Origin of the sequence: Acetobacteroides hydrogenigenes, assembly GCF_004340205.1 — a bacterium.
In the GTDB taxonomy this organism is placed as follows: Bacteria; Bacteroidota; Bacteroidia; order Bacteroidales; family ZOR0009; genus Acetobacteroides; species Acetobacteroides hydrogenigenes.
In genome coordinates, this window is record NZ_SLWB01000004.1 from 100,139 (window position 1) to 114,490 (window position 14,352).

General features: G+C 41.7%; 10 protein-coding genes. 4 read left to right on the plus strand and 6 right to left on the minus strand.

From position 1 onward, the window contains the following. The first annotated feature begins 201 nt into the window (after positions 1-201). Positions 202-2,310 (plus strand): S9 family peptidase, encoded by a 2,109-nt coding sequence (locus tag CLV25_RS05850; RefSeq protein WP_243649601.1) that lies wholly within the window; start codon positions 202-204, stop codon positions 2,308-2,310. Between the two features lie 47 nt (positions 2,311-2,357). Here CLV25_RS05850 and CLV25_RS05855 read toward each other — a convergent pair whose 3' ends face one another. Continuing rightward, positions 2,358-2,828, minus strand: coding sequence for a helix-turn-helix transcriptional regulator (locus tag CLV25_RS05855; RefSeq protein WP_131838701.1), 471 nt, complete (start codon positions 2,826-2,828; stop codon positions 2,358-2,360). Between the two features lie 473 nt (positions 2,829-3,301). Between CLV25_RS05855 and CLV25_RS05860 the strand changes: the two genes are divergently transcribed. After that, positions 3,302-4,552 (plus strand): arginine deiminase, encoded by a 1,251-nt coding sequence (locus CLV25_RS05860; RefSeq protein WP_131838702.1) that lies wholly within the window; start codon positions 3,302-3,304, stop codon positions 4,550-4,552. A gap of 48 nt (positions 4,553-4,600) precedes the next feature. Here the strand turns inward: CLV25_RS05860 and sucC are convergent, their stop codons facing one another. Further along, positions 4,601-5,788: an ADP-forming succinate--CoA ligase subunit beta gene (gene sucC / locus CLV25_RS05865; protein WP_131838703.1), complete on the minus strand. Its 1,188-nt coding sequence runs from the start codon at positions 5,786-5,788 to the stop codon at positions 4,601-4,603. 66 nt (positions 5,789-5,854) lie between these two features. Here sucC and CLV25_RS05870 point away from each other — a divergent pair, with 66 nt between their 5' ends. After that, entirely contained in the window at positions 5,855-6,385 is a 531-nt protein-coding gene (locus CLV25_RS05870) for an RNA methyltransferase (RefSeq protein WP_131838704.1), read from the plus strand. An 85-nt stretch (positions 6,386-6,470) separates the two neighbouring features. Here the strand turns inward: CLV25_RS05870 and CLV25_RS05875 are convergent, their stop codons facing one another. The 4 genes from CLV25_RS05875 to CLV25_RS05890 all read right to left on the minus strand — a co-directional run bounded on the left by CLV25_RS05875 (position 6,471) and on the right by CLV25_RS05890 (position 12,446). Beyond that, positions 6,471-8,180: a tetratricopeptide repeat protein gene (locus CLV25_RS05875; protein ID WP_131838705.1), complete on the minus strand. Its 1,710-nt coding sequence runs from the start codon at positions 8,178-8,180 to the stop codon at positions 6,471-6,473. A gap of 261 nt (positions 8,181-8,441) precedes the next feature. Next, positions 8,442-10,634 carry a polyribonucleotide nucleotidyltransferase gene (locus tag CLV25_RS05880; RefSeq protein ID WP_131838706.1) on the minus strand — a complete coding sequence of 731 codons (2,193 nt, stop codon included), beginning with the start codon at positions 10,632-10,634 and terminating at the stop codon, positions 8,442-8,444. A 103-nt stretch (positions 10,635-10,737) separates the two neighbouring features. Then, positions 10,738-11,010 (minus strand): 30S ribosomal protein S15, encoded by a 273-nt coding sequence (gene rpsO / locus CLV25_RS05885; RefSeq protein WP_131838707.1) that lies wholly within the window; start codon positions 11,008-11,010, stop codon positions 10,738-10,740. A gap of 146 nt (positions 11,011-11,156) precedes the next feature. Beyond that, positions 11,157-12,446, minus strand: coding sequence for a DUF2851 family protein (locus CLV25_RS05890; RefSeq protein WP_165877001.1), 1,290 nt, complete (start codon positions 12,444-12,446; stop codon positions 11,157-11,159). Between the two features lie 207 nt (positions 12,447-12,653). Between CLV25_RS05890 and CLV25_RS05895 the strand changes: the two genes are divergently transcribed. Continuing rightward, complete coding sequence (locus CLV25_RS05895; RefSeq protein WP_131838709.1) at positions 12,654-14,315, plus strand: nucleoside kinase; 1,662 nt, start codon at positions 12,654-12,656, stop codon at positions 14,313-14,315. The last annotated feature ends 37 nt before the right edge of the window (positions 14,316-14,352 follow it).

The window sequence follows — 14,352 nt, forward strand, 5'->3', positions numbered from 1 at the left end:
TATACAGATCGCTTAAAGCGTTTTATTTATGAAGATGGATTAAAATCCTTGGCAAAAAGTGCACAACGATATCACATTATCGTCAAAATTGTACTTTTACCTCCATATAGTAAGCAAACTTGCCTAGGCAAGGCTTACCAAAAGCGTAACGATGATAAAAAAACATCGTCATGCTAGTTAAACCGCAAAATTCTTTTTCGTATGAAGAAAATACACTTTAAACCAGCAGCACTGCTGCTCCTTTCTCTTATGGCATTCTCATCAGGAAAGGGGGCACAAGCAGCAACCGGGGCAATCGCCATCGACACTGCGCTTACCAAGGAGGAAATTGCCAAGGGCATCCTCACCCCCGAGATCATGTGGAAATTCGGACGCGTTGGCGCTCCTAGCCTATCGCCTGACGGACAACAGGTGGTATACCCTATTTCGTACTACAACCTTAAGGAGAATAAGGGCGTTACCAACCTCTACCTTCTATCTACAAAGGGTGGAGAGCCTAAAAAGATTACGGACGAAAAGGGATCGGAGTCGAACCCTGCATGGAGCAAGGACGGTAAGACCATCTACTTCCTTTCGACCCGCGAGGGAGGCTCGCAGCTATGGAAGTACACCCTCGAAAATGGTGCAATGACCAAGCTAAGCAGCCTCGATGGCGACATCAACGGTTTCCAGATTTCTCCCGATGGACAGAAAATAGCATACGCAACCGATGTGAAGCTACAAAAGGTGACCGGCAAAGAGGTTTACCCCGAGATGGAAAAGTCGAACGTGATGATCTTCGACAACCTGATGTACCGCCACTGGGACAGCTGGGAAGATGGCGCTTACAGCCACATTTTTGTTGCCGACTTTAAGAATAACACCATCGAAGGTGCTATAGACATCAACAAGGATCAAACCTGGGATACCCCAATGGCAACCGATTACGATATCGCAGAGGTGCAGTGGAGCCCCGACTCTAAGAAGATCGTGTTCGCCACCAAGCCGCTAACCTGCCGTCAGTACGCCACCAGCACCAACTCCGACATCCTTGTTTACAACATCGAGAGCAAAACAACCGAAAACATTTCTTCGGATAATGCCGGCTACGACCGTTACCCAACCTTCTCGCCCGATGGTAAAACCATTGCATGGTGGAGCATGAAAACCGACGGTTACGAGAGCGACCAAAAGCGCCTCTTTCTAATGGACGTTGCTACTGGCGTAAAAACATACGCTACTGCCGGATTCGACCAAAACATCGAAACCTACACGTGGAGCAACGATAGCAAGACCATCTACTTTACCAGCGGAATCCAAGGTACCGAGCAGGTATTTAAGATTGATGTGGCAAAGAAGGCCATCACCCAGCTCACCAAGGGCTACCACGACTACACCGCTTGCAGCTTCAACAATGGGGTGCTGGTAGGCCAAAAGATGTCGATCAAGATGTCGTCTGAAATTTTTAGAATTGACATTAAAACCGGCAAAGAAACCCAGCTAACCTTTACCAACGCCAATATCTACCGTCATATTAAGATGGCCGAAACTCAAGAGCGTTGGGTTACCACCACCGATGGCAAGAAGATGCTCGTTTGGGTAATTCTTCCAGTAAACTTCGACGCTAACAAGAAGTACCCAGCCCTACTCTACTGCCAAGGCGGACCACAATCAACCGTAAGCCAGTTCTGGAGCTTCCGTTGGAACTTCCAAATTATGGCCGCTAACGATTACGTAATTGTAGCGCCAAACCGTCGCGGGGTTCCATCGTTCGGTCAGGAGTGGAATGCACAAATCTCTGGCGACTACTCCGGTCAGAACATCAAGGATTACCTAAGCGCCATCGACGATGTTAAGAAGGAGCCTTGGGTTGATGCAAACCATTTAGGATGCGTTGGAGCTAGCTACGGCGGCTACTCTACCTACTTCCTTGCCGGAAATCACGAGAAGCGATTCAAGGCATTTATTGCCCACAACGGCATGTTCAACCTCGAAAGCTTCTACGCTGCCACCGAGGAGACCTTCTTTGCCAACCACGACCTTGGCGGTCCATATTGGGATAAAAGCAACGCCGTTGCACAGCGCTCGTTCGCCAATAGCCCACACCGCTTCGTTCAGAACTGGGATAGCCCTATCATGGTAATTGTAGGTGGACGCGACTTCAGAATCCCTTACACCGAAGGCCTACAAGCATACAATGCTGCAAAGCTAAGACAAATCCCAGCCAAGCTGCTTGTATTCCCCGAGGAAACCCACTTCGTTACCAAACCACAAAATGCGGTTATCTGGCAACGCGAATTCTTCGGATGGCTCGATAAATGGCTTAAGTAAAATATAGCACATGTAAAAGAAAAGGTGAGCATTGCTGCTCACCTTTTTTATTCGAATTGATTGAGGTAATCCCCCAATAGGACGTCAGTGCTCGACAGGTCAAACCTCTTCCGAAGCCGGGTTCGAATAGCTTCAATGCTCTTTACGCTAACTCCGGTTATCTCCGATATATCCTTAGTTTTAAAGTTAACCCGAATAAGAGCACATACCTTATACTCATTATCGGTCAAATCAGGAAACTTACTGCTTAAATCCTTTTTGAATTGAGGATGAAGCTTTACAAAATCATGTTCAAACACATCCCACAAATCGGGAACCTTATACTTTTCAACTTCTATTGTAGCTAAAGTCATCCATCCTTGGTATTCCTTCGGCTGCTTATCCTTTATCTTGTTGAGTTTAGTAACCAGTTTGTTTACCAAAACATTTCGCTCCTCCATTTCCAGAATTTTCATCAAGAACTCTTTATCCTTAAAAAAACTCACATCTGCATTATACTTGTTTTGAAGTAACGACATTGCGGCTTGCTCCCTTTTGTATAAGCGCCTATACCGAATAAATCCCGCTAAGCTTAAACTCATAATAACTAAAAGCATTATAGAGATAGGCAATAAAAAGGCAACAGTCGAAGAATGTTCCCTCGATTTCTTGCTTATTGTCGTATTGGGAAGAGCCGCAGGCTTACGGGTATCCTCATCCGTTTCCTTTTTAACACCCGATTGCATCTTCTCGCTAGTTTGAACAGCAAGGAGCATCGCCTTCCCTCTGATTAAACATGTCGGATTTGCAGTGCCACACAAAATTAAAGTGCAAATGCAGAATAGAATAAGCAAGAGTCGTTTCATCAAGATTACTATGTTATATAAGTATCCGTAAAAATATAACTTTTACACATCTTTACAATTCGAAGAAATAGTCTTAATTATAGCTTTGCAATCTGTTCCCGGAATTGTAAATTTGCCCCCACTCAAGAACTAATAATAAAACCCACATGGAAATAAACGTAAGCTCGGAATTTGGAACGCTCGAGGGTGTTATACTCCATTCGCCTGGTGCAGAGGTGGAGAACATGACCCCCGAGAATGCCCAAAGAGCACTTTATAGCGACATTCTGAACCTATCTATAGCAAAAAAAGAGTACCAGCAAGTAATTGGAGTGCTTAGCAAAGTTGCCCAAACGTTTGAGGTAAGAGACTTGCTAACCCAAACCTTATCAACCCCATCGGTAAAGGAAGAGCTTATTAGAGACCTTTGTGCTGCAGAAAAGCAGTACCAGTTGGTTGACGAACTTTTAGAGCTATCGCCAGAAGCACTAAGCAAAGCGCTTATTGAAGGTTTACCCCTAAAGAGAAACAACTTAACAACCTTTCTAAGTGAGGACAGGTACTCCCTTCATCCGCTTTTTAACTTCTACTTTACACGCGATGCATCAATATCCATCAACAATAAGGTGCTTATTGGTAAAATGGCCAATAAGGTTCGTGATAGAGAAGCAATCATAATGGAGGCTATCTTTAACCATTCTGGAACATTTACCACTAGCACAATAAACCCGTACATAGCACAAGACAACAAGCATATATCTATTGAAGGTGGCGATGTACTAATTGCTCGTGAAGATGTGCTCATAATTGGCAACGGATGCCGTACAACATCGCAAGGAATTGACTTTATCCTTTCGAGAATACTGCAACGAAGCGATAAAAGTAGGTTCCATATCATCGTTCAAGAGCTACCACACACACCCGAGTCGTTTATTCACCTCGACATGGTGTTTACGCTTCTCGACTTTAACAAATGTATGGTGTATGAACCTATAATTCTCGACAACAACAAGTACCAAACAGTTCATATTACTGTAGACAATAATAAGGTAAACATCCGCGCTGTAGATAACATCCTTACAGCCCTGCATTCCTTAGGCATGGACCTTGAGCCCATTATTTGTGGAGGCACCAAAGATCGTTGGATTCAGGAACGCGAACAATGGCATAGCGGAGCTAACTTCTTTGCTCTAGGACCTGGAAAGGTCATGGGCTATGCGCGCAACGTATACACATTAGAGGAGATGAACAAGCACGGCTTCGAAATCATCAAGGCCAAAGATGTAATCACCAACCATATTGACCTAAACGCTCACCACAAGTATGTTGTTGCAATTGATGGATCAGAGCTGCCTCGCGGTGGTGGAGGTGCTCGATGCATGACAATGCCTGTAAGAAGAAAAAAGATTAACTGGTAGCACTACTATAGAATCAAAAAGAGGGGTATTGCCCCTCTTTTTTAATATTCAGACTACGGCATACTTAACAAGATTTGCTGCATCTAACAGCGATATGGCTGCTTGTACCTTTAAACCAGACTCATCAAGAATACGCTTACCATCTACAGCATTAGTTCCTTGAAGTCGAACAATTACAGGAATTCCGACAGACCCTATTTCTTTGTAAGCGCTTACAATCCCTAGTGCGACCCTATCACAGCGAACGATTCCGCCAAAAATATTAACCAAGATTGCCTTTACATTGGGGTCTTTTAGTATAATTCTAAAACCTGCCTCTACAGATGTGGCATTTGCACCACCACCAACATCTAGAAAATTGGCAGGGGCTCCTCCCGAATGCTTGATAATATCCATTGTTGCCATGGCCAATCCTGCACCATTCACCATACACCCCACATCACCATCAAGCTTTATGAAGTTAAGGTTGCAGGCCGAAGCTTCCACTTCGTAGGGATCTTCCTCGTCCATATCCCTACAAGCCGCAACAGATGGTTTTCTATATAAGGCATTATCATCTATAACCATTTTAGCATCCACCGCAATTATACGCCCATCTGCAGCCTTCAGTAACGGATTAACCTCAACTAACGAAGCATCTGAACTAAGATATGCATCGTATGCTGCCTTCAAAAAATTCGCAAAGTATTTAATCGTATCTCCTGATAATCCTAACTTAAATGCAATCTTTCTAATTTGGTAATCCTGAAGTCCTATAGGTTCTATAATCTCTTTAAATATGCGCTCAGGCGACCTGCTTGCAACCTCTTCTATATCCACCCCTCCTTCTGTAGAGTATACTACTACATTTTTTCTTTCTTTTCTATCTAAGAGGATAGAAAGGTATAGCTCTTTTAAAGGATCTTCCCCTTTAAAGTAAACATCCTCGGTAACTAGAACTTTACTAACCCTCTTCCCTTCGGGCCCGGTTTGATGTGTTATCAGCTGCATTCCAATCATTGCATTTGCAAGCTCACGCACCTCCTCAATCGATTTTGCGACCTTAACACCACCACCTTTACCACGACCACCTGCATGAATTTGAGCCTTAACAACCCAATACTTCGAATTAGAAACTTGCTCTATTTTTAATGCAGCCTCTTGGGCCTCATTGGGCGTACTTGCAAGTATACCATACGGAACTGCAACGCCATGCTTGCAAAGAATTTCTTTCGCCTGATATTCGTGTAAGTTCATAAAGATAAAAGTTTAGAGTGGTTTAATGCTAAGTTGTTATATCTTTACCCCTCTTTTATGGTAACCATGAGAAAGTTAGAAGTACACGAATTAAACAGATTAGATCTTGAAGAGTTCAAAAGGGCAAAAAAATACCCTATAGCAATTGTTCTCGACAACGTAAGAAGCCAAAACAACATAGGTTCAGTATTTCGCACTGCTGATGCCTTTAGAATCGAAAAGGTGGTATTAACAGGAATATGCTCGACACCACCCAACAAAGAAATCCATAAAACTGCATTAGGTGCCGAAGATAGCGTTGCTTGGGAATACTTCGAAAACTGTACCGCTGCCGTCGAAAACCTAAAAAAAACTGGCTATATCGTTATATCAATCGAACAGGTAGAAGGCAGTATTTCTCTCGAAAAATTCGTTATCGAACCAGATGCCAGATATGCTCTAGTACTAGGAAATGAAGTTAAAGGAGTAGATCAAGCCGTAGTGCAAGCCAGCAACTACGCAATAGAAATTCCCCAAGAAGGCACAAAGCATTCCCTCAACGTATCTATAACAGCGGGAATTGTAATGTGGGAATTCTTCCGAAGACTTGCACTTTAGCTCACTACTTGCGAAAATCTTTCTCAATTATAGAAAACAAAAAAGGAGGCGTTAAGCCTCCTTTTATATTATTACACCTCCAATACTATAGGAGTGATTGGAATGCAGCATTTTGAAGGTATGCACGGAATTCGAATTCAGTTGCAGCTAGTTTCTTCAATGAAGCATCACCAGATACAGCTTCCTTCAAGTTGCTAAGTACTGCAGACTCGTTTCCTTGACGAGCAGCAATTACAGCCTTAAGATAAGCACCCTTTGGAGAGTTAACTTGCTCAAGAACCTTAGAAGCATTCTCAGTCTTACCTACAAGAAGTAGCGCAAGAGCTTGGTTGAACGAGTTGCTTCCAGCAAGGTAATCTACAGCGGCAGTGTATTGACCCTTAGTGATAGCGATGTAGGCAAGATTGTGCTTAACCTGATCTCCAGCATCGCCAGCCTGAACAAATAGTTTTTCAGCTTCAGCAATCTTTCCTTGAGCAAGAGCAACTGCTCCAAGGTTGTTCTTTACAACCGCATCGTTGTTGATAGCAGCAGCAGCTTCGAATTGCTTAGCGGCTTCAGCAACCTTTCCTTGCATTAGATAGATAGCACCAAGGTTGTTGATAGCCTTGTAGTTCTTGCTGTCAAGTTGAATAGCACCTTCGTATGCAGCAATCTTGTAAGATAGATCAGAAGAAAGCTTAGCACCATATACAAGTTGATCTGCTGAAATATTGCTGTAATCCTTATTTTGGATCTTAGCCTTAATTTGATCATCAGAAAGACCAATGCTATTTACGTTTGCAATTAGGTTAGACTTTCTAAGAGCAGGAAGAATGGTCTTCTTAAGATCAGGCCATCCAGCAGAAAGATTTTTAATTTCGCGGTCACGAACGTTAGGATCGCTGTACATAGAAACTACGCGAAGAATAAGCTCCTTATCTGCAATGTTAGAAGCGCTAACAAGAGCAACAAAACCATCCCAGTCTTCACCAAGAGAGGTAACTTCTGGCTTACTAACTACATCCTTAACAGTCTTAAAGCTCTTCTTTACAGCATCCTTGGTAGAAGTACCACGCTTTGCAGAAAGTTTGTCGTTGAATTCAACTGGACCGTCTGGAGAAGCATAAGCCTTAATAGCAAGACCTTGGAACGACTTGTTTACGGTATCCTTCTTAACCTTTGAAATGTATTGCTCCAGTTCTTTAACCTGAGCCTTAGAAAGTTCTTTCTTTTCAACAATAGCCTTGCTAATCATGAAAAGAATTTCAGCAGACTGTTGCTCTGGGGTAATTCTTTGGTAAGTTTGATCGTAGAAAATTGGAGCAGCAGCAGGAGTTGCCAAAGTGTATAGAGCACTAACTCCATCTGCTAACTTGTAAGGCTGATCAAATGGAATTGTTTTTCCTTTGTAAAGGATCTTTACGCGAAGTTCAAGTTTCGCCATTCTTAGCTGATCGCTATATGGGAATTCAACTTCTTGCTCATAGCCACCACCGTTTTCGTAGCTAATAACCTGATTGTTATCCTTTACATCTTCGCCCTGAAGCAACTTTGCTGGTGCAGCAAGTTCTCCTCCATTGTATACTAAAACAGGAGTAAGCTCAAGAACTGCCTTTTTATTGAAGAACTTAACTGGGAAATTAACGCTAATCTTAGCCTTAACGGTTCCAGCTTTTGCTTCGAGTGCAGTTGGAACGCAGGTTACCTTTACCTGGTCAACCGCCTTCTTCATCTTTTCAGGATTGCTACAACTTCCTAGCAGAAGTACAGCAGCAACCATCCATGCTAAATAGCTGATACGAATGTTTCTCATAATCGCTTGTCTATTTTTGTATTAAAGTTTCTTTTTACAAACTCAGGCCATTCATTTGCAAACTTATAAATCTTTAAGCTAAAAAAGAAATAAATGGATTAAATAAATAAGGATTTATCCTTATTTCAACAATTAGGGTGTAACCCTCTTAGAATTAACAGCAATAACAACCAAAAGTCAACATGCCAAGTTGAGTTTTAGGTTATTTTAACCAACAAAAAAGGGAGATAATTCTCCCCCTTTTTCTTCTTATTTGCGAAACTATTCTTTGCGTTCTGGCTTTGAAGGACGATCTCCACGTTTTGGTCCATCAGGACGTGGTTCACGAGGAGCTTGCTCTGGCTTTGGAAGAAGAGCCCTACGGCTCAACTTTAGCTTGCCTGTTTTCTTATCTACTTCGATCAGTTTAACATCAACCATATCGCCTTCTTTAAGGACATCTTCCACCTTTTCAACGCGCTTATGATCAATCTCTGAGATATGAAGAAGACCATCCTTACCTGGAAGTATTTCAACAAATGCTCCAAACTGAAGGATTGATTTTACCTTACCTCTATAAACTTCGCCTTCTTCAGGAACCGCTACTATTGCCTTTATTTTCTGAGCAGCTGCAACAAGTCCGTCTCTATCTTCACTAAAGATATCAACAATACCCTTGTTTTCTACCTCGGTAATAGTAATGGTAGTATTGGTTTCCTTTTGTATTTCTTGGATAATCTTACCGCCTGGCCCAATAACAGCACCAATAAACTCCTTAGGAATAATAAGCTGCTCGATGCGAGGAACGTGAGGTTTGTAGTCTTCGCGAGGTTCTTTAATGGTCTCTAGAATTTTGCCTAAGATATGCATACGTCCAGCACGTGCTTGTTCAAGTGCTTGAGATAGTATTTCATACGAAAGGCCGTCAACCTTGATATCCATCTGTGTTGCAGTGATACCATTCTCAGTTCCAGTAACCTTAAAGTCCATATCGCCAAGATGATCTTCATCGCCAAGAATGTCGGAAAGAACGGCAAACTTGCCTGTCTTCTTATCGGCAATAAGTCCCATTGCAATACCCGAAACAGGGCGTTTGATCTTCACACCAGCATCCATAAGAGCAAGAGTGCCAGCACAAACAGTAGCCATAGAAGAAGATCCATTAGACTCTAGAATATCTGAAACAACGCGAACGGCATATGGATTTTCAGGATTCATTGGTACTACTGGCTTAAGAGCACGGAATGCTAGATTTCCATGACCTATCTCTCGACGGCTTAATCCGCGCGAAGCACGAGCATCACCAGTTGAGAATGGAGGGAAGTTATAGTGAAGTACAAATTGCTCGGTACCTTGATTAAGCACCTCGTCAATTTGTTTTTCGTCAAGTTTCGTTCCAAGCGTTACTGTCGTAAGTGATTGGGTTTCTCCACGAGTAAAGACTGCCGAACCATGTGCAGAGGGCAGATAGTCTACCTCGCTCCAAATTGGACGAATGGTCTTTGTATCGCGGCCATCCAAACGCATACCTTCATCGATGATCATGCGGCGCATGGCCTCTTTAAGAACATCGTGAAAATAGCGTTCTACTACAGGTTTCATATCTGAAAGAACCTCTTCGGGCAAGGTTGCCTCAAATTCTTCGAGAACGGCAGCAAACCTATCGCCACGCTCATGCTTCGAGGTCATCCCCTTTGCTATCTCGTATACCTTATCGTAGGTTTCCTTCCAAATTTTCTCACGAAGTTCTTCGTCGTTGCGCTCGTGGCAGTAGGTACGCTTAACTGTCTTGCCAACCACTTCAGCAAGTTCTATTTGGGCAACACAGTGCTTCTTTATTGCCTCATGAGCAAACCTGATGGCCTCAAGCATATCTGCTTCCGAAACCTCATTCATTTCACCTTCAACCATCATAATATTATCGATGGTTGCGGCAACCATAATGTCGATATCGGCATTCTTCAGTTGCGAAAAGGTTGGGTTAATCATCAGTTCGCCATTAACTCTTGCAACACGAACTTCTGAAATTGGACCATTGAAAGGGATATCGGATACGGCCAACGCTGCCGATGCTGCAAGACCTGCAAGTGCATCTGGCATAATATCTTTATCAGCAGAAATAAGGTTTACGGTAACAAAAACCTCAGCATGAAAATCATCGGGAAAGAGCGGACGTAGAGCGCGATCGACCAATCGCGAAACCAGGACCTCGTAATCAGAAGGCTTTGCCTCTCTTTTCATGAAGCCACCAGGGAAACGACCTGCAGCTGCATACTTTTCCTTGTAGTCTACCGAAAGCGGCATGAAGTCTACATCTTCCTTGGCCTCCTTTGCAGCAGTAACAGTGGCCAAAAGCATGGTATTACCCATCTTAACCACAACAGAGCCGTCGGCCTGCTTAGCCAACTTCCCCGTTTCAATCTCTATTACTCTGCCATCACCAAGTTCGATTATTTTTTGGATCGCATTATACATAAAAACCTCTTTATTAATTCCTATCTTGTTATAAAAAACAAATATACTCCCTTTTGTTAAAAGGGAGTATAAAAAAAGGCAATTTTGCAATTGCCTTCTAAAATTATTTTCTCAAGTTAAGAGCCTTAATGATTGCTCTGTACCTTTCAATATCCGTATCCTTCAAATATTCGAGCAATCTTCTGCGCTTACCCACCAACTTAAGTAGCGAACGTTGGGTGTCATAGTCTTTGCGGTGGGTTTTGAGATGCTCGGTTAAATGGTTGATACGGTATGAAAATAGCGCAATCTGACCTTCTGCTGAGCCAGTGTCGGTATTAGACTTCCCGTACTGTTGGAAAAGTTCCTGTTTTTTTTCTGCTGTTAAATAGCTCATCTCTAAAAAATTTTATAACGTTCGCCTTACTAAAGACGCGCAAAATTAAGCATAATTTTTTTTTCAACCAACCTCATCGTCGCTTTTTTACTTATAAATCCACATCAAAAGTTCTAACCATCAGCAAAAACTGAAATCTAGTGCTTCTAGCGTATAGACACCCCGCCTTCAACAATTTTTTTCCCTATTGAACAGGATAGGCATCGCCTTTCATCACAGTAGTCCCTTTTTAAGTGTAAAAGGGCTTGCGTATAAAACGCCGAACCTACCGGTATACCCAGAATCTTCCACTTTTCGATCACTCTATTTTTATCTGGGGGGGTGGACTCTAGCATATCTAACGCTTTCTCCTTTAACTGAGGCATGTCATTCAAATGGCCATATGCAAAAACGAAAGGTACAAATAGATTTATGCCAAGTAGGCTCAAAGCGCTATATCCAAGATTCTTTTTTTGCGAAAGGGCTTGTTTGCCAAATACAAAATGATTCTCCCAATAAGGAGAAAGAGTTATGCCCGAAAACAAATCACAGAACTCAACAAAACTATTACAACTTACTACTTTTGAAAATATTGAGGCATGCTTATGGAGCAAATCTGCCAACTGAGCTATTCGTATGGTGGGAAAATTTTGAGGACGGGTTCTCAAAAACTTCCATAAACTTAAATCCAACGCCTTTAACTTGTATTTATCAGCCAGAAAGGAGTATTCTCGTTTTAAAGCTGTCGTATACTCATCATTTTCAACATTTGAAAGAAATCCCGCTTGCCCAAATAGCAACGCTTCTATTTGTAATTTATTATTACGATGCTTAAGCACTATGTTATAAGGCAACACTTTTGCCAATAGTTCAAAGGGTAGGGCATTAATTGAGAATCCAAAATTTCTCAGTAAAAATATGTAAAAAACCTCCTCCCAACTTTTTAATGTTCTTCTAAGTTCATGCTCAACAGCATCAACCCTCTTACCCAACCTCTCAATTAGAAGTCTTTCTAAGAAATGCTTTATAAAAAAATCATCAACATCCCTAATGTACCTTTCACAGGGTATCCAATCTACAGAATTGACAATCTCACAATATCGAGACTCTAAACCTTTGTCATAATGCAAAACGGCACACTTAACAGGTGTTCCATTTGTACGACATACATCGGTTCCGTCATGATTAGCAACAACATGTATAACTACACTATCATACGCTTTATCAGCATGATGGTTGTGCTTTATCCAGTCTGATGTGTTTTGATGAATTTCTACGTTTCCAGCCCACGTCTGACCATCAATTTGCAGCTTTGCATTAAAAAAATCAGGACCAGCATCACTATTAAGGCTACCAGGATGCAGCACTTCAACAGTCTCACCCGTGGTGCACACAAAGTTTTGCCGATCAAAAAGTTGAAATTTCCATATGAATTGCAAAAAATCTTCACTCATCATCTTGGACATTTAATATTCACCAACATTTGAATTTATTTAAAGGTACAACAAATTTCAGAAAACCTAACAAATACAATGTACTGCAAAAGCACATCAATACATTCTATGTAAGCCTGCCCTGTATCCAGAATAAATACTTGAAAACAACTTTATGAACTAGTTGCTATTGACAAAAAGTATTAGATTTAGCTCTCAAATTTGAAGGATATGCCAAATAAAATTGAAATAGTTTTAGACAACATTGGAGCTAAAGCACTTATCGAACCAGGAATGTCGCTATTAGACATTGCCAAATCACATTATGTAACGCTTAAACATCCCGTCCTAGGTGCTTTTGTTAACAACAAGATAAAAGAACTTTCCTATAGAATATACTCTCCGAAGACCGTCCGATTTATAGACATCACCCACCAAGCAGGACGTAGAATGTACGAGCGTTCTTTATTCTTCGTCCTCAACAAAGCCATAAAGGATGTTTTGCCGTCCAAACAGCTACGAATTGAGCATTCCATATCCAAAGGATACTACTGTGAAATTGAAGGGATGGAAGGTGTTGACCTCGAAATTGTAATGGCTATTCTTGATCGGATGAAAGAAATAATTGATGCAGACCTACCCTTTAACCGAATAAAGATGCTAACGGAAGAGGCTATTCCACTTTTTGAAGCGGAAGGGCTGAATCAAAAGGTTAAGCTTCTAAAAACGAAGCCTAAACTTTACACGTCGGTTTACCAGCTCGACGAAACTATCGACTACTACTACGAAGAACTTGTTCCTTCTACAGGATTTCTTACAAACTTCGATTTGGTGAAATATTTCGAAGGCATGCTTCTAATGACTCCCAAAAAAGATAACCCTGAAAAGCTAGAAGATATCGTATTACAAAATAAGATGTTCGATGTATTTCAGGAGCAAAAGGATTGGTTAAAAATTATTGATGCCGAAACAATTGGAGATCTCAACCAAACGATTCTAGAAGGGAATGGAGGCGAGCTTATCAAGGTCGCAGAAGCACTCCATGAAAAAAAAGTAGCACAAATAGCAGACCTAATTTTCAACAGGAAAGAGGTTCACCTAGCGCTAATATCGGGTCCTTCATCAAGCGGTAAAACAACCTTTTCGAAGCGCCTTGCAGTTCAGCTTCGCGTCCTAGGGCTAAAACCCGTAACCATTTCAATGGACAACTACTTTGTCGATCGCGAGCATACCCCTAAAGATGAAAATGGAAACTACGACTTCGAATCAATTTATGCTGTAGACATAAAGCAATTCAACACAGACTTAACCGCCCTTATGAATGGCGATACCGTTGCTATACCCTCGTTTAACTTCGAAACAGGACAACGAATATACAAAGGCCACAAACTGAAGATTGACAATAACAGCATTATCATCGTAGAAGGAATTCACGCTCTTAACCCTATGCTAACATCGATGATTGATGAGAAGAAAAAGTTTAAAATTTACCTATCAGCGCTTACCTCTATATCAATGGACAGGCACAACCATGTGCCTACTACCGATAACCGACTAATACGCCGAATTGTACGCGATGCGAGGTATAGAAACTACTCTGCCTTCGAAACTATAAAGCGATGGCCAAGCGTACGTAGCGGAGAAGAGAAAAACATCTTCCCCTACCAAGAATTTGCAGATGTAATGTTTAACTCTGCGCTACTTTACGAGCTCGCAGTCTTAAAGCAACATGCAGAACCACTTCTCAGGGAGGTTCCTCCAACAACTTATGAATATGCAGAAGCACATCGGCTTCTAAAGTTTTTGAGCTACTTCGTTCCTTTACTGGAAGAGGAAATCCCTCCCACTTCAATTTTAAGAGAATTTTTAGGAGGAAGCAGTTTTAGTTTTTAAACACAATACACTGTTTACATGCAACTTAAATACAAGT